Annotated in this window: 21 protein-coding genes; 6 read left to right on the forward strand and 15 right to left on the reverse strand. The window is 65.5% G+C overall.

Translation table 11 applies throughout. The features are described from left to right. The 5 genes from ACWKY3_RS03100 to ACWKY3_RS03120 all read left to right on the forward strand — a co-directional run. On the forward strand, positions 1-698 hold a 698-nt coding region (locus ACWKY3_RS03100; protein ID WP_449314956.1), incomplete at its 5' end, for a hypothetical protein. A gap of 355 nt (positions 699-1,053) precedes the next feature. Beyond that, positions 1,054-2,130: a hypothetical protein gene (locus ACWKY3_RS03105; RefSeq protein WP_449314957.1), complete on the forward strand. Its 1,077-nt coding sequence runs from the start codon at positions 1,054-1,056 to the stop codon at positions 2,128-2,130. 177 nt (positions 2,131-2,307) lie between these two features. Beyond that, the gene (gene abiEi, locus ACWKY3_RS03110; RefSeq protein WP_449314958.1) at positions 2,308-2,847 is read left to right on the forward strand and encodes a type IV toxin-antitoxin system AbiEi family antitoxin; all 540 of its coding nucleotides are present in this window, start codon (positions 2,308-2,310) and stop codon (positions 2,845-2,847) included. A gap of 47 nt (positions 2,848-2,894) precedes the next feature. Further along, positions 2,895-3,278: a hypothetical protein gene (locus ACWKY3_RS03115; protein ID WP_449314959.1), complete on the forward strand. Its 384-nt coding sequence runs from the start codon at positions 2,895-2,897 to the stop codon at positions 3,276-3,278. A 2-nt stretch (positions 3,279-3,280) separates the two neighbouring features. After that, a complete protein-coding gene (locus tag ACWKY3_RS03120; protein WP_449314960.1) occupies positions 3,281-3,931 on the forward strand; it encodes a hypothetical protein in 651 nt (216 codons plus the stop codon). Positions 3,932-3,959: 28 nt separating this feature from the next. On the opposite strand, the gene ACWKY3_RS03125 is transcribed toward ACWKY3_RS03120, so the two are convergent. From ACWKY3_RS03125 to ACWKY3_RS03195, 15 genes are all read right to left on the reverse strand, one after another. Then, positions 3,960-4,535, reverse strand: coding sequence for a hypothetical protein (locus ACWKY3_RS03125; RefSeq protein ID WP_449314961.1), 576 nt, complete (start codon positions 4,533-4,535; stop codon positions 3,960-3,962). Then, positions 4,532-5,296, reverse strand: coding sequence for a hypothetical protein (locus ACWKY3_RS03130; protein ID WP_449314962.1), 765 nt, complete (start codon positions 5,294-5,296; stop codon positions 4,532-4,534). Before ACWKY3_RS03130 ends, ACWKY3_RS03125 begins: the two co-directional genes overlap by 4 nt. Positions 5,297-5,304: 8 nt before the next feature. Beyond that, positions 5,305-5,676 (reverse strand): hypothetical protein, encoded by a 372-nt coding sequence (locus ACWKY3_RS03135; protein WP_449314963.1) that lies wholly within the window; start codon positions 5,674-5,676, stop codon positions 5,305-5,307. Further along, positions 5,591-7,297, reverse strand: coding sequence for a relaxase/mobilization nuclease domain-containing protein (locus ACWKY3_RS03140; RefSeq protein WP_449314964.1), 1,707 nt, complete (start codon positions 7,295-7,297; stop codon positions 5,591-5,593). The genes ACWKY3_RS03135 and ACWKY3_RS03140 overlap by 86 nt, the downstream gene beginning before the upstream one ends. A gap of 4 nt (positions 7,298-7,301) precedes the next feature. After that, complete coding sequence (locus ACWKY3_RS03145) at positions 7,302-7,979, reverse strand: plasmid mobilization protein (RefSeq protein ID WP_449314965.1); 678 nt, start codon at positions 7,977-7,979, stop codon at positions 7,302-7,304. Between the two features lie 254 nt (positions 7,980-8,233). Then, positions 8,234-8,521 carry a hypothetical protein gene (locus tag ACWKY3_RS03150; RefSeq protein WP_449314966.1) on the reverse strand — a complete coding sequence of 96 codons (288 nt, stop codon included), beginning with the start codon at positions 8,519-8,521 and terminating at the stop codon, positions 8,234-8,236. 354 nt (positions 8,522-8,875) lie between these two features. Further along, a complete protein-coding gene (locus ACWKY3_RS03155; RefSeq protein WP_449314967.1) occupies positions 8,876-9,040 on the reverse strand; it encodes a hypothetical protein in 165 nt (54 codons plus the stop codon). A 131-nt stretch (positions 9,041-9,171) separates the two neighbouring features. Next, positions 9,172-9,477, reverse strand: coding sequence for a hypothetical protein (locus tag ACWKY3_RS03160; RefSeq protein ID WP_449314968.1), 306 nt, complete (start codon positions 9,475-9,477; stop codon positions 9,172-9,174). A 27-nt stretch (positions 9,478-9,504) separates the two neighbouring features. Further along, positions 9,505-9,789 (reverse strand): hypothetical protein, encoded by a 285-nt coding sequence (locus tag ACWKY3_RS03165; protein WP_449314969.1) that lies wholly within the window; start codon positions 9,787-9,789, stop codon positions 9,505-9,507. Beyond that, entirely contained in the window at positions 9,779-10,579 is an 801-nt protein-coding gene (locus ACWKY3_RS03170) for a ParA family protein (protein WP_449314970.1), read from the reverse strand. Before ACWKY3_RS03170 ends, ACWKY3_RS03165 begins: the two co-directional genes overlap by 11 nt. Before the next feature lies 1 nt (position 10,580). Next, positions 10,581-10,778, reverse strand: a complete 198-nt coding sequence (locus ACWKY3_RS03175; protein WP_449314971.1) for a hypothetical protein — start codon at positions 10,776-10,778, stop codon at positions 10,581-10,583. A gap of 1,278 nt (positions 10,779-12,056) precedes the next feature. After that, complete coding sequence (locus ACWKY3_RS03180; protein ID WP_449314972.1) at positions 12,057-13,361, reverse strand: tyrosine-type recombinase/integrase; 1,305 nt, start codon at positions 13,359-13,361, stop codon at positions 12,057-12,059. After that, positions 13,361-14,287, reverse strand: a complete 927-nt coding sequence (locus tag ACWKY3_RS03185) for a hypothetical protein (RefSeq protein ID WP_449314973.1) — start codon at positions 14,285-14,287, stop codon at positions 13,361-13,363. Before ACWKY3_RS03185 ends, ACWKY3_RS03180 begins: the two co-directional genes overlap by 1 nt. A 461-nt stretch (positions 14,288-14,748) precedes the next feature. Continuing rightward, positions 14,749-15,165 (reverse strand): GtrA family protein, encoded by a 417-nt coding sequence (locus tag ACWKY3_RS03190; RefSeq protein WP_449314974.1) that lies wholly within the window; start codon positions 15,163-15,165, stop codon positions 14,749-14,751. 45 nt (positions 15,166-15,210) lie between these two features. After that, positions 15,211-17,448 carry an ATP-binding protein gene (locus ACWKY3_RS03195; protein ID WP_449314975.1) on the reverse strand — a complete coding sequence of 746 codons (2,238 nt, stop codon included), beginning with the start codon at positions 17,446-17,448 and terminating at the stop codon, positions 15,211-15,213. Between the two features lie 181 nt (positions 17,449-17,629). Between ACWKY3_RS03195 and ACWKY3_RS03200 the strand changes: the two genes are divergently transcribed. After that, positions 17,630-18,619 carry a glycosyltransferase family 2 protein gene (locus ACWKY3_RS03200; RefSeq protein ID WP_449314976.1) on the forward strand — a complete coding sequence of 330 codons (990 nt, stop codon included), beginning with the start codon at positions 17,630-17,632 and terminating at the stop codon, positions 18,617-18,619. Positions 18,620-18,664: the final 45 nt, after the last annotated feature.

Consider the following 18,664-nt stretch of genomic DNA (forward strand, 5'->3'; position numbering starts at 1 on the left):
ACGCCGCCTGCAAGTACGCGCCGATGGTTGAAACCCTCTCTGCCCGGGCGCGCGAGGTGGCCGAGGACGAGCAGGCCTTCAAGGCCGCCCTCTCCCGCATCCGGCGAGACAACGCGGCCGGATCGGGAACCTGCGACGTGGAGGTGGGCGGGCGGCGCTTCTTCGAGAAAGCCCCTGCGGTACGCGCCATCCTTGACGCCAGGCTAAGGATGCGCTCCGAGGGGACCTACGAGCTTGGCACCTACTACGGGCTTGGCCTGTCTCTCGATATCGACCGCGAGCTCACGGCGCACCTCGCCGTCTCGGGCGCGCACCGTCATCTAAGCGGCAAGGTCCTCTCCGCTCAGCTGACCGGCTCCGAGACCTGCCTGCGGCAGGCCGAGCGCGTCGTGGAGGGCGTGGCCGAGGGGCTTGCCAAGTGCGAGGAGCGGCTCGCCGGCGCACAGGAGAAACTCGCCGCCGCCGAGAAGGCCGCGTGCGCGGCCTGGGAGTTCAAAGGTGAGTACGATACGCTCAAATCCGAGCTCGCGCAGGCTCCCGGCTTGGAGGAGGACCTCGGACCGCAGCGCCAAGCGCCTAAGGAGGCCCCCGCCGCATCGTGCGCCGACAACCGCGCCGCCGCCGAGAGGTTCCTAGACGAGCCCGCGCCCCGCACCGTTACCGAGGCGGCTGCGGCGACGGCACGCAGAAGCCTCTGACGTTGCGCTGCGCATCTCGCAGCAGATGGGCGCGGCGGGCTCTCGTCGTCGATCCCGTCGACGAGAGCGCGGCGAACTTTTAGCTGGCGTATCCGGGACCTGGGACGGAGCGAGAAAAAACGGCCTTCTGAAACCGCCTCTGCGGGGCGTTTCGGGGTGCGACCCTAGCCGGGTACCGGACAGGTGCGCGCATGCCCGTATCCGGGCGCTCAGCGCCGCACGCGCGAAGTCGGCTCTTTTCCGGGTGCCCGCGCCCCGCAATGCCCCCTCTCCGTTTGGCAACCGACGTTCCCATCCTCCTTGGCCTCGTATATGGTGGATGCGTCTTGCGGCATTCCGACGATTGGAGAGAACCATGGCTGGCAAGCGCATCACCACCGAAGAGATCTACGAGAGCAACTTAGGCGCGCTCAAGGGCGCGGTGACCGACCCCGACCTCTGGGCGCAGTGGCTCGCCACCGTGGGCAACCACCCGAAGGAGTCGGCGCTCAACTGCGCCGCCATCATGGCGAGCCCCTACGAGGACACCCGCGAGCTGCGCAACGCCGAGGGGTGGGCGCGCTTCGGGGGTTCGGTCAAGGAAGGCGAGCCGGGCATCCCGACCGTGCACCGCTCCAAGGCCGGGCACCTGTTCTGCGACATCCTCTACCCTGCGTCGGCCGTGGAGGGGGCGAACGAGAAGCGCTATCGCGGGCTGCCCCCTCAGATCGACCTCGAGGACGAGATCGACGGCCCGGCCTACCTCGCCGCGTGCAAGAAATGGGGCGAGGACATTGCCCAAGCGGGGGACACGGCCATGTACGCCGTGAACGCCCGCTACGGCATCCCCAACGACACCGTGCCCGAGCTCCCCTCGACCGTGCTCCTCGAGGACGCCAAAGCGCTCAACGAGTACTGCCGCGCGATCAAGAACGAGGCCGAAGGGCTTATCTTCCGGCTGGACGCGACCATCAAGGCCGAGCGACGCAACGCCATCTCGCCAGTGGTGGCCTCGGCGCAGGACGAGGAACGCGAGGTCGTCATCAAGGACCCGCTCGCCCCGGCGACCGAGTGCCAGCTCGACCTCATCGCAGACCTGCGCGCCGCAGGCGTCGTGAGCGACGAGGACATGGCCACGCTCGGCGAGAGCCCCACCAAACAGGACGCTTCCACTCTCATCGGCATGTACAAGGACGACCCGGGATTCGAGCGCGTCCAAGAGGCGCGCCGCGCCGCGCGAGAGGCCGCCGTCAAGGACCCGCTCGCTCCGACCAGCGGGCACAAGATGGCGGCCGGGAAGGACGCCGCGCCGCAGCCGGTGCGCGACGCGCCCTCCCCTTCCCCGGAGCGCAGCCCCTCGTCCATGAACGACGCCGCCCGCGCCTTCGCCAAGGCCGCGTCCGCAAACAGCGCCCACGGCGCAGCCGAGTCCCAGGGGCGTCTTCAGATGTAGCGTCGCCGGTCAGCCATGGCCAACGAAACGGCAATGGCGGACGTGCAGCGCAAGAGCCGATCCTTTTGGGTCGGCTCTTGTTTTAGCGTAGACCTTTTTCGGCTACGGATGGTGTTTCGAAAAATGTGGCGTATAATAAGTGGTGCGTTTTTGAACTATTCGCATCCAGGAGGTGCTGTGAAAAGTATCGAGGCGGTCAAGCTGCTGCATAAATGGGACAAGAAGAGGCGGTGCCTTTTCCGCTCGCGCGAGCTCGGCCTGATCTTCAACGAGCAGGGCAACACCTTGCGCTCGACGCTGAGAAGGCTCGTCGAAGACGGGGTACTCGTGAAGGTCGCGCACGATGCGTACCTCTACGCCTTCAACCATCTGGACCGAAGCCTCATCGGGGAGATCGCCGTGTTCCTGCGCCCCGGCGAGTTCACCTACGAGAGCCTTGAGTCCGCCGCGTCGCAGTGGGGCGTCATCTCCCAAGTCCCCCTCGGGCGGGTCACCTGCGTGACGACCGGGCGCGCCGGGGAGGTCCCAACGCCTTACGGCGTCATCGACTACGAGCATACGGACGACTTCTTGCCGGATCTCGGCAGGTCCGTGGTAGACAGGACGGAGTTCAACGCGCTGCCCATCGCCACCAAGCAGCGCGCCGTCGCCGACCTCGTGGCGCATGACCGAAGCACGGATCTGATCGACTGGGAAGAGGTTGACGATGAAGGGTAAGTTTCGGGAGGCAGAACGAGTCCCAGACAAGTCAAAGGAGGCTGCATATGGCACCCGTTAGAATGAGGGTGGGCGATGTGGCTGCTATCGACGGCGACCGCGAGAACGCCTACAACCAGTTCTTGGACGACTACCTCCACGCTGGCGACGCCGAGCGCACAGTTATGGTACATGAGCAGCCTCCGGCATCCGGCGATCCTATCCTCGACGCGAGGATAGCCGCCCTGGTTGAGCTGCTGTCGCACACGTACTCGCTCGAAGTGCCCGATTGGGTCTACCAGCCGTCTTACTACCTCGCCGAGCCCGTCTGGGCGCTGCCAGGGGTGTGCGGCCGGGACGAAAATGCCCGTCGGTACTTCGAGGGTACGACCTGCGACGAATTCAAGAAGAGGAACCTGATGCTTGGCGACAACCTGCTGGGGAGGTGCTAGCGATGGCGTCGCACGGGAAAGACCTTACTCCCAATCATATAGTCGAACTGCTCGAGCTTATTAACGAGAGACTTGCCCAGAAAGGGATAAACGGCCATTTGATCATCGGTGGAGGAGCGGTCATGTCACTCTGCCATAACGCGAGGGCTTCAACACGAGATATTGACGCCCTGTTCGAACCACGCAGGGAGTTCCGCGACGTTGTTGCCGAGATCGCAGCCGAACGGAATTTGGAGCAAGATTGGCTCAACGACGCCTTCAAGGGATTCATCAACCCCGGCGGAATGACAACCGAAGCGCTGTTTAGTTTCTCGAACCTTGAGGTTTCCAGACTTGACGATGAGACGATGCTGGCTCTAAAGCTCACATCGGCAAGGACGGCGACCGACCGAGATGCGGTTGACGCTCTCGCTCTCCTCGAGGCCATGCACCCGTCGTCCATAGACGAGATCTACGACATCGTAGAGAGCAGAGCGTATCCGAGCCTGTTGACACCGAAGGTAGATTATTTCATCCAAGAGGTGTTTGAGACCTACCAGAAGCGGTGCGCGGATGACAAAAATGAGACGCCTGCGGAGTTGATGGAGCGCGCCCGTCAAGCGGCGGCGTCGGCTTCGCAAGATAGACGATGCCCGTCAACCAAACATCGCTGAAGCTGCTCCATCTAGAGGCGGGGCGTTATTAGGCCGGTCCCGCCCACTGCACTGCTATGGCGCGGGCGACGCCCGCGTAGGTCTTGCTACGCAGTAGCGCGCGCTCGGGACCGGGCGGCATCTCGTGCACGCGATGTGCGAGTTCCACGCCCTTCAAAAGGTCGGTGGGTTCCAGTTTGGGGAGGCCTTTGAGCCAAAGGCAGGTCGCCTTCGTCTCCGCGTGGCCGAACATCCACGGCTGGATGATCTGGTCGAGCTTGCGGTAGAGCCTGCTCATGATGCCCACCGGGTTCTTTATGGCCACGCGAGGCACGTGGTCGAGCGCGGTGAAGGCGAGGAAGAACCCGATGGCGCGCTGTTGGCGTCCGTCCCTGACCTTTTCGGGGAACCACCTGGCACCCGACACCGCGAGGTGCGTGCACGGCGGGAAGGCGAGCACCATATCCCACGACATCTTGGCCACCTCAAGGGCGTCTGCCTGCACGTGCCACTCGGGGTGGCCACCCGAGCACGGGAGCACATCGCAGCTGTAAGCCTCGTGGCCCAGCTTCCGAAGCTCCAGCGTGACCGCCTGGCTCTCCTCGCAGGCGATAAGCGCCCTCATGCCAAACCCCCGTCGTCCGAACAGGTGCGAACCGCTTCTCCTTCGGCCTTCCCGGCGAGCAGCGCGAGCTGCGATCCGACATGCTCGGCCATGTGCCACAGGGCTATCCTGCACATCCTGACGGCCTCGTACTGTACGGGCATGGTGTTTCCTTTGAAGCTCTCGTAAAGGCCCAAGGCCGTATCCTCGTCCGGGGAGAGGCCCCCTGTTTCGCCCGGGACGGCCCCGTCTCCTTTCCTTTCGAGCTGCGTCGGAACCCATCTCCACTCATCTGCCCCGTCGTTTCCGTCGCTCGCCTCGACGTACCTTTTCCCTGTCATTATCTGGTTGAACAGAAAATCGAGCGGAGATGCCCATTCGCCGTCGTTGGTCTCGGCCATGCTCACCAGTGAGAAAAGCGCTCCCAGCGAGAGGTCCTCGTCGGGGCACCAATCCCGCAGCAGCGCGATGCACGCTTCGAGCAGCGCCATCGCCGCCTTCCAGGCCTTTTCCTCCTTCTCCAACCGGACTATGTCCGCATCGTGGCGCTTCCTGAACAGCGACCTCGCTCGCCGTTTTTTGAGTTTTGCGGCGAGGGCTGAGGAATTGGTGTAGGGGCATGTGAGGAAGTTCAGCACCCAGGCGGCAACGGCTTTAGCGTCCTCGTCCGTGCGCGCGTAGGCGAGCGGGTTGAAGGTCAAACGCTTCTCGAACCAGTCCAACTCGATGAGGTCCATCGCCTCGTCTATCCGGTCGTATTCCGTCCATCTCTTCGTTTCCATGGGTTCTCCTATTCGTTCAAATCCTCGTCCTCTTCGTCCTCGTCTTGCCCGACCCCCGCCTTGGCGAGCATGTCGGGGATGAGAAGGGCGAAGTCCAAGGGTCCCTCTCCGATGCGCTGGAGGAATGGCTGACCGTCCACCGTGATGAGGCCGATGTTGGCAAGCTCCTCGGGCGCGGCGACCACGATCTCGCCGTTGGTGATGGCCTGCCTGCCCTCCGCAGAGCTGCTGTAGAGCGCTCGGATGAGCACCACGCCGCGATCTTCGAGCTCGTCTGCCTGCAGGTAGGCGTCGTCAATTAACACGCCGTCCTGTATCGACTGGAGCGTCGTGTCGAGGCTTCCGTAGTTGCCCGTCAGATAGTAGATCGAAACCTTCATGGGATGCCCCTCTCTCGTTTTCTCTCTGATGCTCGCTTTGTTTTTCCTCGGGGGTGTCGCTCCCAGCCGCTCTTTCTGCCGCCATCTGCTCGCGCAGCAGGGCCTCGCGCTGCAAGTGCGCGAGCCGCTTCAGCCGCTCGTCGTCCTGCTGCGCGAGCAGCGCCGCCGTGCGCTCGAACACCTCGCCGCGCAACCGCGCGAGCCCGGCCCTGCCCTCGATGGCGAGTTGCCCCGAAGCCCCCGTGCGTGACCCGCCGCGCGCAGGCGCGCACGGCATCGCGAGGCGCTCCATGGTCGAAAGGGCTTTGGAAAGCGCCCTGATGTCGCGCTCCGCAGCGGCGCAGGCGTCGGCGACGGCCTGCAAGTCACTCCTGGCTTCCCGCAGGATCTCGGAGCCGCCCTGGCGCGCGTATTCGGCGACGGACATCCCGCGCTCCTCGAACCACTGCTCTATCTCGCGCACCTCGAAGTAGGACCCGACCGACGCATACAGGGCATCTTCGTCCTCGCCGCTTCGCAGGCTCTCCCATCTTCGCGCGCGCACCCTCGCGCCCTCGACGACCTCCACGCGGGCGCGCAGGGCGTCGAGGGCCTCTCGCTGCCGCTCAAGGAATCCGTTCAGCCTTTCGAGCTCGCCCCGCGCCTCCGAGACGTCCGAGAAGCCGTTTTCCCTGAGCACCGAGAGCGAGTCGAGCACGTCTTGGGGGTCGAGCCACGGCCTGCGCGCGCCGCGCGCTCTGATCGTCTCTTCCATCGTGGCCGGCAGGCGCAGCGAGCGAGCGGGCAGCGCGACGCTGCCCGCGTAGCGCCTGCCGATGCGGGCCGATATGCGGCGCATGACCCCTTGCTTGGTGTAGTCGCTCCCGAGGTTGTCGTCGGTGGCGCGCACCGTCTTTCGCGTGCCCTGTGCATCCGGATGCGCCACGGTCGCCACCCCGCGCCTGCCGAGGGTCACCTTGTAGCCGAGCGCCGCCATGCGCCCGACGAAGTCATCCCACGACGTCGCCGCGCCCGCGCACGCGTCCATCGCGTCGCGCACCTCCTGTTTCCACGGCACCACGCCGCGCGCCATGAGGCGGCGTTCGGCGTCCGAGAGCGCGACCGCCGGACGGCGTCGCGCTCCGCGCGCAACGGCCCACCCGTCTCCCGACGGCTCAGGTCTGGGTCCCTCGAAGTAACTCAGGCCGCGCGCACGGCACATGTCCTGGAGGGCCTTGGCATCCGCCTCCACGTCATCGTCGCTCATGTGTATCTTGTAGCCCGTGCTCGGAATCACCGCGTTCATTGCTATGTGGGCGTGCAGCCGCCCGCCTTCGTCGTGGTAGCCGATCACCCACTGCGCATCCGGGTAGCGCTCGCGCGCCCACGAGGTCGCAAGCTCGCGCAGCGTCTCCAGGTCGCAGCCGTCGGAGGGGTCGGGGCTTATCATCACGTGGTAGTACTTGCGTCCCGCATCCTTGCCCCAATCGGCGCGCACCGTGTCGAACTCGCGCGCCCAGTTGGACAGATCGGCCACGTTGTCGCCGTAGTCGTAGGCAAGGCACGCGCCCTCCTTCTCTATGTAGTCCATGATGTTCTCGCACCCGCCGTGCTTGCGCGCGAGCGTCTTTATCATCGCCATGTCGTCACCTGCCGGGCGTCCCGTTGCGGATGCGCGTTGCGCGCATCGCCTCTCCCGCAGCCCTCAGCGCGTCGTTGACGGCGGCGCGCGTGCGCTCGTTGTCCTCCGTGAGCTCGGCGCAGAGCCTGTCCACCATCCCCGCGTCGATGTCGTCTCTCCAGGCGACCGAGGCTATGCGGTTCGCGGCGGCGGCTATCTGGTTGAGGTTGCGGCCCTGTGCCCGCAGCTCCGCGTACACCTTCCGCACCTCGTCCTTGTTGAGCACGGGGTGGTCGGGCGTGGGCCGGTAGACGCAGCACATGAGTACGAACTCCGTCATGGTGATGTGCAGGCGCTGCGCCTCGGAGCGGATCGTCTCCTTCTCGTAGGGGCTTATGCGCAATTCCAGACGCCGGTCGCGCACCTCGTTGTCTGCCGCCCTGCGCGGCGGCGCGGTGCAGGGCAGGTCGAGTTCGGCGGGAGGCCCGCCGTCGTTTCGGATGCGCACGATGGGCGCCACGGCGTCGATGACGTGGCGAGCGTCGAGCAGGAAGCTGTTTTGCCTGTAGGCGCAGCACTGCACGACGTACTCCGAGCGCGTCATGCCCGCCTGGCTCGCGAACAGGTCTATGAGGTCGCGCTGCTGTGGGGTCATGCGCAAAAACACGCCCGCGCTTTTTCGGCCCTCGTTGCCTTTCTCCATGTCCTCGCCTCCCCGGTGCATGGGCGGAGCCCTGCCAAGAGAGCGCCCCGCGCGCACCCGGCATCCGACGCGCCCGCATGGGCCGTCGCGTGCCGGGTGCGCGGCGTGGCCGCGCCCGTGGGTGGGAGGCCCTAAGACCGTTTCGGTCGCAGGGCCGCCGTCCCAAGGCGCGCGGGGCGCTTGCATTTGTGTATATCCGGAACCGGATATGCCGTACAAATGCGTCTCTTGCGTATCCGAATGGAGCTTACCCTCTATTCGCGGGTTTCAATCACCCGTTTTCGGGGTGGATGGGCATCAAAGGCGAAGGCGCGTTTGATGACGGCAATGGCGCGCACGGGGAGTTTTCGCCCACGGTGTATAATTAAGAAAACCAATGTCGTTTCGAGGGTGCTGACATGGTGACCCTGGCGATTGGGAAGAGGCTGATGATGAGGATCGTCAACTTGGACGGCGCCAAGCTCCGCAATCGACAACCTGGCAGACGATTCGGCTTTGGTGCGCGAGCGCTTCTGGGATATGTTCGTCGTCGACGCGTTCATCGGCAACGCCGATAGGAACAACGAGAACTGGGGGTTAAAGAGGTCCTTCGCCTGCGCGTCCGGGAGTGCTTCACCCCTGCGTTGGAGAAGATCCGAGAAGTCTTCGGCCGGCGTTCTCCCGAAGAGAGCCGCCGGCGCGCCGCCGATTGCGCCAAGGCCGCTTCCGAGAAATCGGGGGACGGCGGCCGAAGGCCTCGCGGTTGCAGCCTTTAGCGCCGCCTCTCCTCAATGTCCTGTTTCAGAGTCCCGCGTAGCGGTTTGTCGCGCAAGGCCTAAATGATTCCCTGGCGCCAGCGGGAAGCCCGCAGCACGGTCGTGTCGCGGGCTTCCCGAAAGCGCATTGCGCCGAAACGTTTAGTACGGCCACGCCACCCAAGAACCGAGGACGAGGAGGGCGTCAACCAAAGCGGCTCCGAGCATGCAGCAGCCATAGCGGACGGCCTTTTCCAAGATGCCCGCCTCGCTGGCGCGCTCCGATGCTTCTGCGCAGGAGGCGAAGTTGAACTCATCGTGTCCCATGTGTAGAATCCCTTCTAGGTTGGCCCGCCCCTCCCCTCGCGGTCGCCAAACTCAAGAGAGGGAGGGCGGGCGGCTTATGCTTCTGGGCTAAACCCCTTTCCCTTAAGCGCGCCCAACGCCTTCCAAATGCCTTATCGGATCCCCTGAAGCCCTCCGTCGCCTGCGGCGGACTTCACGAGCTCGTTGTAGGTGCGGTAGTCGAGCACGACGCCCTTGATGCCGCTCGAATCGACGAGGAAGGCCGCGCCGGACTTTCCCGCCACCGCCAAAGCGCCCTTGATGTCGCCTCCCTCCACCTCATAGACGCTTTTCAGAAACGCCGCCACCTGCTCGATGTTGGGCAGTGCCTTGAGGGCGGGTTTGGCCTTGCGCTTCGCCGGCTTCTTCGGCTTCGGCTCGCTCTCCCCGTAGGAGGTCTCGTATGCGGTCTCGTCCATGTTCTTTCCCTTCTTTTCGCAGATGCTTTAAGCGCCGTGCTTGTCCAGCTCGGTTTCCAGCAGGTCGCGCACCATCGCGCCGGCGCTGTTCCATTTCCTGTCGCGCCGTGCGAGGTACGCCTTCATCCGGTAGTACAGATCGTCGCTCACGAGGACCTTCATGCTCCGCGTGAGGGTAGCCGCCTCGTTGCCGTCAATGACCTGCGCGCCCTCGGCCGTCGGTTTCGGACCGCCGCCGAACACGGCCTCCTCCTCGCTCACGCGCCTCACGCGCCCTGCGGCGCGGGAGCTCGTGAAGTCTTTACTGCGCATGTTCATCCCCCTTCTTGAAGAAACCGACCACCTCGTCCACGAAGGACCGGTAGTCTCCGGCCACGCCCGATTCGGGCGCGTAGTCGAAGATGTCGGTGTAGCGCGCCTGGCTCTCCACGATGGCGGCGGCCTCGCGGATGGGCTTCGGGAACACGCGCGTCCCAAGCGCCGAGGCCATCTCGGACGCGTTCGCGGCCATGCCGCGCGCCACCCTCGTCTGCCCCCGGTGCTGGGTCATGAGGATGCCGATGATCGCGAGATCGGGGTTGGTGTAGCGCCGGGTCATCTCGATGGAGTCGGCGAGGTCGGCTATCCCGTCGAGCGAGTACTCGGCGGCCTCGGCGGGAATGACCGCGCCGTCCGCTGCGGTGAGCGCGTTGTAGGCGAGGGTGTCGCGCGCCGGCGGCGTGTCGATGACGGCGAAGTCGTAGCGGCCCGCCACGGCGAGGAGCGCCTCGCGCAGGTGGTAGAGCTTGTTCGGCATGTCGCCGATGGCCGCGTCGATGATGGAGAGGCGCTTGTTGTGCCGGCTCGCCGGGATGAGGTCGCAGCGGCGGCACGCCGCCATGACCTCGTCCACCGACGCCTCCCCGGTCAAAAGCTCGTACATGGTCGGCGCGTACTTGGGCTGCTCGGCCTCCCCCATGAGGGTTCCCGTGAGGTTCGCCTGGGCGTCCATGTCGCAGGCGACGACCCGCCAGCCGCGCTCGGCAAGCCCGGCGGCGAGCTGGACGCTCGTCGTGGTCTTGCCCGCGCCGCCCTTCTGGTTCACAACGGCGATGGTACGCATGCTACCGCACCTCCTTCCGCGCCCCGCGCCCCGATCCCGCTTTCCCGCCGCCTGCCGCGCTCTCGTATTCGAGCAGAACGCCGGCTCCCGTCGTTATGACCTGCAAAGGCCGCGCGCCCTGGTGCGAGTTGACCCATCGCACCAGCTCCTTGGCATCCGAGAAAGCCTCCAGGCGACTTCCGTCCGACAGATGCGCCATGTCATGCCTCCTTCCTCTCGTCTGGCATGTCGCGTTCCGTTTACCCGCTATCCATGTGCCTATATGAGTATATGGGCATCTACACATGTTCCCCATATATAAGCGAGGCATCGGGTTATCAAACGGGTCGCCTTTTTTTGATGATGGTTGCGAACAGGCTGTGTGCGAACAGGGGCATGGGGGCTTGCCCCCATCACTGCGCCCATCCCTCGTGCAGCGCGTGCATGACGTGGGTGCTTCGGAGTGCGAGCGGGATGCATGACGGATAGACCCCGCTTCCCCTTCAGCGCGTTTTTCAGCAAAGGATCGCAGTAAAAGAAAAACCCGCGCTCGCGAGTCGCTTCGGGCGCGGGTTGTGGTAGGCTTGTGATAGGGCGGCTCGGTTCCGCAAGAGCCTCGCCGCCTTGATGGAGATGAACCGGATCTCGCATCGGACTATCACCCCTCTATTATATCAGAGGAATAGTCATGATTTAAGAAGAACGCAAGCTCCGGTCACCCTCATCGCCGACATAGCGCCGTGACCGGACGGCTGCCCTGCCTGGGTTTTCCCACGGGGTAACAAATCACCAGTGAAAAAGGCTGGGAATATCCGGAATGGGAGCGTGGCCCAGCGCTTGCGTGATCGAAGGCCGCGATCCGGGCCGCAGGCGGCTTCCCAAGGGAGCCGGTTGCAGCCGGGACCGCATCTTATGGCCAAGAGGTCGGGACGTTGACGAGACGGGCTTCACTCGCGGGGCGCGCCCCGCGCCGGGAGCCGGTGCGAAGCACCGCGGAGGCATCCTCCGCTCGCCCTTGCAACCTCGTGCACGCAGGCCGAAAAACGCCGTCCGGCGGTTCTACGTGAGGCCGGGACGCGCAGCTGCTTTGCGCGATACAAATGTGTGCTGTGAATAGCGCCCCGCCGGGCAGGTGCGGTGCCGCGCCGGAGACGGCCCGGGGTGCGCGCTGGATGCCCGAGAAGGTTTCGACGCGGCTTTTCCGAGCCGTCGTTCAAGGGGCGGGTGAGAACGCGACTGCCTCAAGCGGTCGTTCGGGGCCGAGGGGAGGGGCCACGGGTGTGCCGATGCCTCCTCCGCGCTACGTCGCGCCGCAGGTGCCCCGGCTACGGTGCCGCGTCAAGGGGCGCAAAACCCGCACAAACCCCCTCCGCTTGCGCTCCGGGGGTTGGTTCAGGTTTTGCGCTTATCCCTTGACCCGGCCCCTACGCCGGGGCATGGGGCAAGGAAGGGGTAAGCGGCAAACCGCTTACCCCTACGGGGAAGCGGTCGGCTCCGCCTAGGTGTTCAAGGATGGGCTGCCGATCTCGTCAAGCGCAACAAGGATCTCCCGCACCAGCTCCTCCGGAGAAACCCCGTAGATCTCGCAAATGTCCCGCAGCGCGCTCCCCGCGTCATCCCTAGGCGTTGCCGGGCGCAGACCGCACTCGGATCCACCCGCCATCGCATCCACCGCCGCAACGGACTCGGCGAGCGCCACCGGGTCGGTGTTGCAGTACGTGCTCAGCGTGAACCCTGGATCGGAGTGGCCAAGCCAATACGAAACCGTGCGGACATCGACGCCCCGGGCGATCATGCCGGTTGCGAAGGTATGGCGCAGCCAATGGTAGGTGCACCCGAAGCCAAGCTCGTCGCTGAACGCCTTGAACGACCTTCTGAACTCGTTAGGACCGAGGGGCCGGCCGTCCACATCTCCTAGGATGAAGAGGCTGTCCGAAAACGGTATCCCGATTTGGACGCACAGGCTCCTGTGCTGAGTCCTCCGCTCGACGAGCTTTGCTGCCAGCTCCTTTGCCACGGGAAGCGTGCGCAGGGAGCTGGCCGACTTCGTCCGCTCCTCCACCTTGGCCATGCCGTTCCTGTCGGCGGTGACGACCCTTCTTATCGTCAAAAGACCGTCCCCCTCGTTGAAGTCGCGCCATTGCAGGCCGAGCGCCTCCTCGCCGCGCAGGCCCGCCATGAGTCCCAGGCAGATCGCCACGGGCAGAGGCCCGACCATCTTCGGGACGAGGGCGAGCATGCGCTCCCTTTCCGTGTTCGACAGCGAACGCGGCTTCGTGGGGACCTTCTTCGGCGGCTTCACCTCCTCCGCCGGGTTCTCGCGTATGATGCCCGCCTCTCTCGCTCTGTCAAGCGCCTTTTTCGCGGTTTTGAACCTGGTGTTGGCGGTGTTGGGCGAGATGCCCGTCCCCAGCATGCCTGCCAGAGCCTTCACAAGGTCGTCGTCCCCTATCTCGTCGAGTCTCATGTGGGCCACTTCGCCCAGCCCCTTGATGTTATCCACGTAGCCTGCGGCGGTTTTTTCGGTAACGGCGCCAGTGGCGGCGAGCCGCTCGGCCCACCGCTCCTGCCATTCGAGAAGCGTGGGGGCACCGCCGCTTGGCGCATCGCACTCCCCGCTGCGCTGAGCCTCCTCTGCCTCGGCTCGCGCCTCCTCGGCAAGCCTCTGCGCCTCGCGCCGCGTTCGCGCCTTCACGGTGCAAAAGATCCTCTCGCCTTTGCTGCCGTCGTCGAACACAGGGTGCATCCCCACGCGCCACGTTTCCGGGCCGCGCTGCCCGAGGGCGTCGATTCTGTAGTGCATCAGCGCCCCCTTATCTCCGAAAGGGTGAGCTTGACGCCGAATGCGCCGGCGAAATCCGCGAACTTCCTCGCCAGCAGGTCCGGATCCCCGGGAGCAAGCCCGCCTCCCACGATGCAGCAGCCGTAGTCCTCGCATACTTCGGCCGCGTGCGCGACCGTCTCCCACGCCTCGGCTCCGAGTTCGCGCACAAGGGGCCTCGCACGCTCCGTCACCGCTCCGCCCCGGGCTCGCCTGCGGGCCACCTGCACGCTGTGCCGTGCGCTATCGAGGTCGCACGGGCGCACGCAGACGATTTGGCAGGGCAGCAGCCCGCCATCAAGGGCGAGGTATGCGGCGACGGACATATCCCCGCCTGCGAGGCGAGCAATCCGGAGGGCCTCGGCCCGCTTCCCATCGCCCGGATCGGGCGCGGACTCCTTATCCGGGGGATCGATCTCGGCCGCCGGATTGGAAACGAGCAGCCCGTCCGTCACGGATTTGGCGAACGCGTTTTTCAGAAGCGAGTACTCGGCCCTCACCGTGTTCGCCCGCGCGCCCGCGCGCAGGCGCAGGTAGTTTCTCACATGGGACGCTTCGCACTCCCGGATGTCCATCGCGGCGAGCCTGCGGTCGATGCGCCGCGCCACGGTCCTGTAGCCCCGGGCGGTCTTGTCGGAAAGCCTGGCCGACGCACCCGATGCATACGCCTCGATGTACGCCTCGACCATCTGCGCGACGCTCACCGCCCCGTCCTTGTACCGGGCAAGACCGCGCGCCGCGAGCTTCTCGGCCTCCCGTCTGGCGCCCTCCTTATCCTTCGATTTCATGACGCGTCTGACCCGCGCCCCGCGCGTTCCGTCGCTGTTCACGGGACGGAAATCAGCCCTCCAGCCGTCCCTGAACCTCGAGATGCCGCAGATCTCGTACCTCGGCTTCGCGTCCTCCATTTCCGACGCCTCCGTCCCATGTCGTAGCCCGTTTGGTCACACATGGTCACAAAATGCGTATCTATTGTGGAAATTGGCACAACTTTTTGGAAAGCATTTTGTGATCTCTGAGGCGCATTCTAATTATCTGTTTATGTAATTCCAGGTGATAGAATGGCATACAAGTAATGAATCAAACTAACACTTTTGATAATTTCATAATGGGTTATACATGCAATATGATTAAGTGTTATGAAAAGGTTGCGCTCCGGAGCAGAAAGCCGCAGGTTCGAATCCTGTCAAGGGCACCACGAAAGCAACGAGGCCGGGCCGCGCGCCCGGCCTCGCGCTTTTCGGAAGCGGCGCGAAGCCGCAGCACCGGCCGCGCGCCCGAAGCGGGCCGCGCCAAGGGATCGTCGGCTCGCTGCGCGGCAGCGCATCGAGCGCATCCCGCGCCTGCACGCCGGCCGCGCCCCGCACGGTCACTCGCTGCGCGCGGCGCCCTCCGGCTCCTCGCCGGCGTCCAAAAACACCTTGCGGGTGACGAAGTTCCACACCATCACGATGAACGTGGCGCCTATCTTCACCACCAGGTAATGGATGCCCAAAAGCTCCACGCCCGCCCACATGCACGCGTTGTTGATGCCCAAGCCCACCACCGACAGCACCACGAAGACGACGAACTCCCGCCGACGGCTCATGCCCTCTTTGTGCCGGAACACGTAGCGCATGGACGCCAGGTAGTTGAACGTCACCGACACCGTGAACGACACGGTGGCGCTTGCCAGGTAGTTCACACCGAACACCTCGGTGAGCAGGGCGAGCAGCCCGTAGTCTATGACGAAGGCGATAGCCCCCACCACGCCGAACTTCATGATCTGAGCTAGCAGCCTCTTCACAGCGCGCCGTCCTTCCGCCGACCTCGGCGCGCAGGGCGCGCCCCCTCATGCGCCGCCGTCCGCGCGGCGGCGCCTCAAGAACCTGTCTATTGTGGCATAAACCAGCTTGATATCAAGCGGCTTGCTCAGATGTCCATCCATCCCGCTTTCCAGGCTGCGCCGCTCGTCCTCCGCAAACGCGTTGGCGGTCATGGCCACGATGGGCACCTCGAGGGCGTCCGGGCGCGCAAGGCTCCTGATGGCGCGCGTTGCCTGGTAGCCGTCCATTTCGGGCATCTGGACGTCCATGAGCACCAGGTCGACAAAGCCCGGCTCGGACGCCTCGAACGCGGCCACCGCCTCGGCTCCCGTGCGCGCCTCCATGGCCTCGGCGCCGGCCATGGCCAGTATCTCGACCGCTATCTCGCGGTTCAGGTCGTTGTCCTCGACCACCAGCACCCTGGCGCCGTCCAGGTTTGGCGGCGCGCCGTCCGAAGCGCCCGAGGAATCCCCGCCCGCCGCGCCCGCGGCTTCCTCGCGCAAAGGGACCTCCACCGTGAACGTCGAGCCGCGGCCCACCTGGCTCTCAAGGCCGATGGCGCCGCCCATCATCTCCACGAGCCGCTTCGTGATGGCCAGGCCCAGCCCCGTCCCGCCGTAGGAGCGCGCGGTTTTCGGATCGCCCTGCTCAAACGACGCGAAGATGCTCTCCGCATGCTCGGGCGCTATGCCGCAGCCGGTGTCTTTCACCGTGAAGCGCACCCAGCCCGCGTACCCGTCGCGAACGGCGCGGCGCGCGCCCTCTTGCCGCGAGGGGCCGCGCATAGGCTCGATGCGCAAGGTCACGCTGCCTCCTTCGGGCGTGAACTTGAGCGCGTTGCCCACCAGGTTGTACACGATCTGGTTGAGCCTAAGCTCGTCGCCCGCCACGCAGGCGGGCAGCCCCGGCGCCGTCTCGACGGCGAAGCGGATGCCGCGCTCGGCGGCCTGCGCGCCGAACACGCCCTCGAAGGAGCCGGCGAACGCCGCGAAGTCGAAGGGATCGCGCTCGATGCTCATCTTGCCGCTCTCTATCTTGCTCATGTCCAGGATGTCGTTGAGCAGCGTCATGAGATGCCTCGAGGTCAGCGAGACCTTCTCCAGGCAGCCGCGCACCTTGGCCGGGTCCCCGACGTGCTCAAGGGCGATGGCCGTCATGCCCATGATGCCGTTCATGGGCGTCCTGATCTCGTGCGACATGAGCGAAAGGAACTCGCTTTTCGCACGGTTCGCATGCTGCGCCTGGCCAAGCGCGTCCTCCGCGCGCGCCTTCTCCTCGGCGAGCAGCTTCTCGTTGCGCGCTCTTGCCAGGTAGTACGCCAGAAAGGCCGCGCCCGAGGCGAGCGCGAACGCCACGGCCGCCACCAGCGCGTTGCGCTGCAGGGCCTTGCTCAGGCCGACGATGTCCTCCCCCGCCTCCTCGTAGGGCATCGCAACGCACAGATACGATCCCCCTGTCCCAACGGGCCGCAGGTGCAGGTACCGAAACCTCGTCCCGTCAAGCGAGCACGAAACGGAGAACGACTCGCCGCGCGCGTACCGAAAGCGCACGTCCCCGACGTCGACCCCCTCCCCCAGGCAGACGCACTCTTCGAGCATCCCGAACAAGCCTTTGTCCCGCAGGCCGGAAACAACGTCGTCCCCGGCCGAAAACGACCCGTCGCGCTCCAGCACGGCGGCGCGCAGGCGGCTGCCCCGCCCGTCCCCCTCCTGCCGGCCGACCAGCTGCGACACCTCGCAGGCAGCCGCCATCACCGTGTAGGAGGCGCCGCCGCACGCCACGGCGTCCACCTTCTTGACTAACACCACCTCGTCCTCGGCGAAGACGATGCGCGGATCTTCGGACCCGAGGGCCGCCCAGCAGGCGTCCAGAACCTCCCCGGAGGGCTGTTCGGCCGCGCCGCCCGCATCCGAAGCCGAGCAGCGCCGCCCGTCCCCGGAGAGCAGGACCATCATGGAAAAGCCGCCGGCCGTCCGCTCGGCGTCGAGCGCCTCCGAAAGCAGCCTCTCGTCGCCCGCCCCGCCCACGCTCGCCGCGGCCGCGTCCATCGAGGCGAGCCTGGACCCCACGTCCGCTTCAAGGCGAAGCGCCGCCTGGTCGCCCAGCTCCCGCAGGTACGCCTCGCTCACCGAGCCTATCGCCGCCTCGGTCTCCGACCGCGACGAGGCGGCCGTGCTGACGAACACCGCGGCGAGCAGGGCCGCCGAAGCAACCGAGACGAGGAGCACGCCCCTGCGTCCGCCAAAGCGCTTGAGAAGTTTCATGGGGAACGCCACCAATCTGAATCCGCGCGCGAATCCGCATTCTAGCATGCGGGCCCGCGCTCTTCCTTACCTCCCGGAAACGGCTCTCCTACCGTGTTTTGCCGGAAGAACCGCAAGGACACCTGGCGCGATGGCCGAATTTCGGATAGGATGTTCGACAGTCTAGAAGAGGAGCGAGCCTGTGACCCATTCCACCGACGGCACCACCATCCGCGACGGGAGGCGCGCGTCTGTCGCCGTGCTCATCCCGTGCTACAACGAAGCGCTCACCATAGGCAAGGTCGTCGACGACTTCAGGCGCGTCCTGCCCGATGCTGACATCTACGTGTACGATAACAACTCCTCCGACGCAACCGGCTCCATCGCCGCCGAGCACGGCGCCATCGTGCGCACCGAGCGCCGCCAAGGCAAGGGCAACGTCGTGCGCCAGATGATGCGCGACATCGACGCGGACTACTACCTCATGGTGGACGGGGACGACACCTACCCTGCGGAGGCCGCGCCCGACCTGCTCGCGCCGCTTCTCGCAGACGAGGCCGACATGTGCGTGGGCGACCGCCTGTCCAACGGCACCTACGGCGAGGAGAACGACCGCGCCTTCCACGGATTCGGCAACAACCTGGTGCGCGTGCTCATCAAATGGATCTACGGCTTCAAGTTCTCCGACGTCATGACCGGCTACCGGGCCTACAACGCCGTGTTCGCCAAGACGATGCCCGTCCTTTCCCCGGGCTTCGAGATCGAGACCGAGCTGTCCATCCACGCCGTGGACAAGCGCTGGCGCATCGCCGAGGTGCCGATCGACTACCGCGACCGGCCCGAGGGGTCCGAATCCAAGCTCAACACGTTCTCCGACGGCTTGAAGGTCCTGCTCATGATCATGTCCCTGTTCAAGGACTACCGTCCGCTCGCCCTGTTCAGCTGGGTGGCCCTGCTGTTCTGCGCGCTGGGCCTGCTGACCGGCGTGCCGGTGATCGTGGAATTCGCGCAAACCGGTTTCGTGCCCAAGCTCCCTTCCGCGCTGCTGGCCGTGGCGCTCGTTTTCGTGGGCATCGTCGCATTCGCAAGCGGGCTTATCCTGGACACGGTGGTCAAGGGCTACCGCAAGGAGTACGAGCTGCAGGTGATGGAGGCGTACGAGAGGTACGGCCGCCACAACCGCCGGCCCTAGCCGATGCCTGCGAGGGGGCGCCTTCTGAACGGGTTGCCGCGCCCC

It is taken from the genome of Rubneribacter sp., from assembly GCF_965361815.1.

Bases quoted from the DNA above. Each gene is read 5' to 3' on its own strand.
- ACWKY3_RS03125 (WP_449314961.1), bottom strand. From the start codon at position 4,535: ATGAGGGCGCTTATCGCCTGCGAGGAGAGCCAGGCGGTCACGCTGGAG.
- ACWKY3_RS03105 (WP_449314957.1), top strand. From the start codon at position 1,054: ATGGCTGGCAAGCGCATCACCACCGAAGAGATCTACGAGAGCAACTTA.
- ACWKY3_RS03120 (WP_449314960.1), top strand. From the start codon at position 3,281: ATGGCGTCGCACGGGAAAGACCTTACTCCCAATCATATAGTCGAACTG.
- ACWKY3_RS03170 (WP_449314970.1), bottom strand. From the start codon at position 10,579: ATGCGTACCATCGCCGTTGTGAACCAGAAGGGCGGCGCGGGCAAGACC.
- ACWKY3_RS03180 (WP_449314972.1), bottom strand. From the start codon at position 13,361: ATGCACTACAGAATCGACGCCCTCGGGCAGCGCGGCCCGGAAACGTGG.
- ACWKY3_RS03165 (WP_449314969.1), bottom strand. From the start codon at position 9,789: ATGCGCAGTAAAGACTTCACGAGCTCCCGCGCCGCAGGGCGCGTGAGG.
- ACWKY3_RS03195 (WP_449314975.1), bottom strand. From the start codon at position 17,448: ATGAAACTTCTCAAGCGCTTTGGCGGACGCAGGGGCGTGCTCCTCGTC.
- ACWKY3_RS03130 (WP_449314962.1), bottom strand. From the start codon at position 5,296: ATGGAAACGAAGAGATGGACGGAATACGACCGGATAGACGAGGCGATG.
- ACWKY3_RS03140 (WP_449314964.1), bottom strand. From the start codon at position 7,297: ATGGCGATGATAAAGACGCTCGCGCGCAAGCACGGCGGGTGCGAGAAC.
- ACWKY3_RS03145 (WP_449314965.1), bottom strand. From the start codon at position 7,979: ATGGAGAAAGGCAACGAGGGCCGAAAAAGCGCGGGCGTGTTTTTGCGC.
- ACWKY3_RS03150 (WP_449314966.1), bottom strand. From the start codon at position 8,521: ATGAACGCGTCGACGACGAACATATCCCAGAAGCGCTCGCGCACCAAA.
- ACWKY3_RS03175 (WP_449314971.1), bottom strand. From the start codon at position 10,778: ATGGCGCATCTGTCGGACGGAAGTCGCCTGGAGGCTTTCTCGGATGCC.
- ACWKY3_RS03115 (WP_449314959.1), top strand. From the start codon at position 2,895: ATGGCACCCGTTAGAATGAGGGTGGGCGATGTGGCTGCTATCGACGGC.
- ACWKY3_RS03160 (WP_449314968.1), bottom strand. From the start codon at position 9,477: ATGGACGAGACCGCATACGAGACCTCCTACGGGGAGAGCGAGCCGAAG.
- ACWKY3_RS03185 (WP_449314973.1), bottom strand. From the start codon at position 14,287: ATGGAGGACGCGAAGCCGAGGTACGAGATCTGCGGCATCTCGAGGTTC.
- ACWKY3_RS03155 (WP_449314967.1), bottom strand. From the start codon at position 9,040: ATGGGACACGATGAGTTCAACTTCGCCTCCTGCGCAGAAGCATCGGAG.
- ACWKY3_RS03135 (WP_449314963.1), bottom strand. From the start codon at position 5,676: ATGAAGGTTTCGATCTACTATCTGACGGGCAACTACGGAAGCCTCGAC.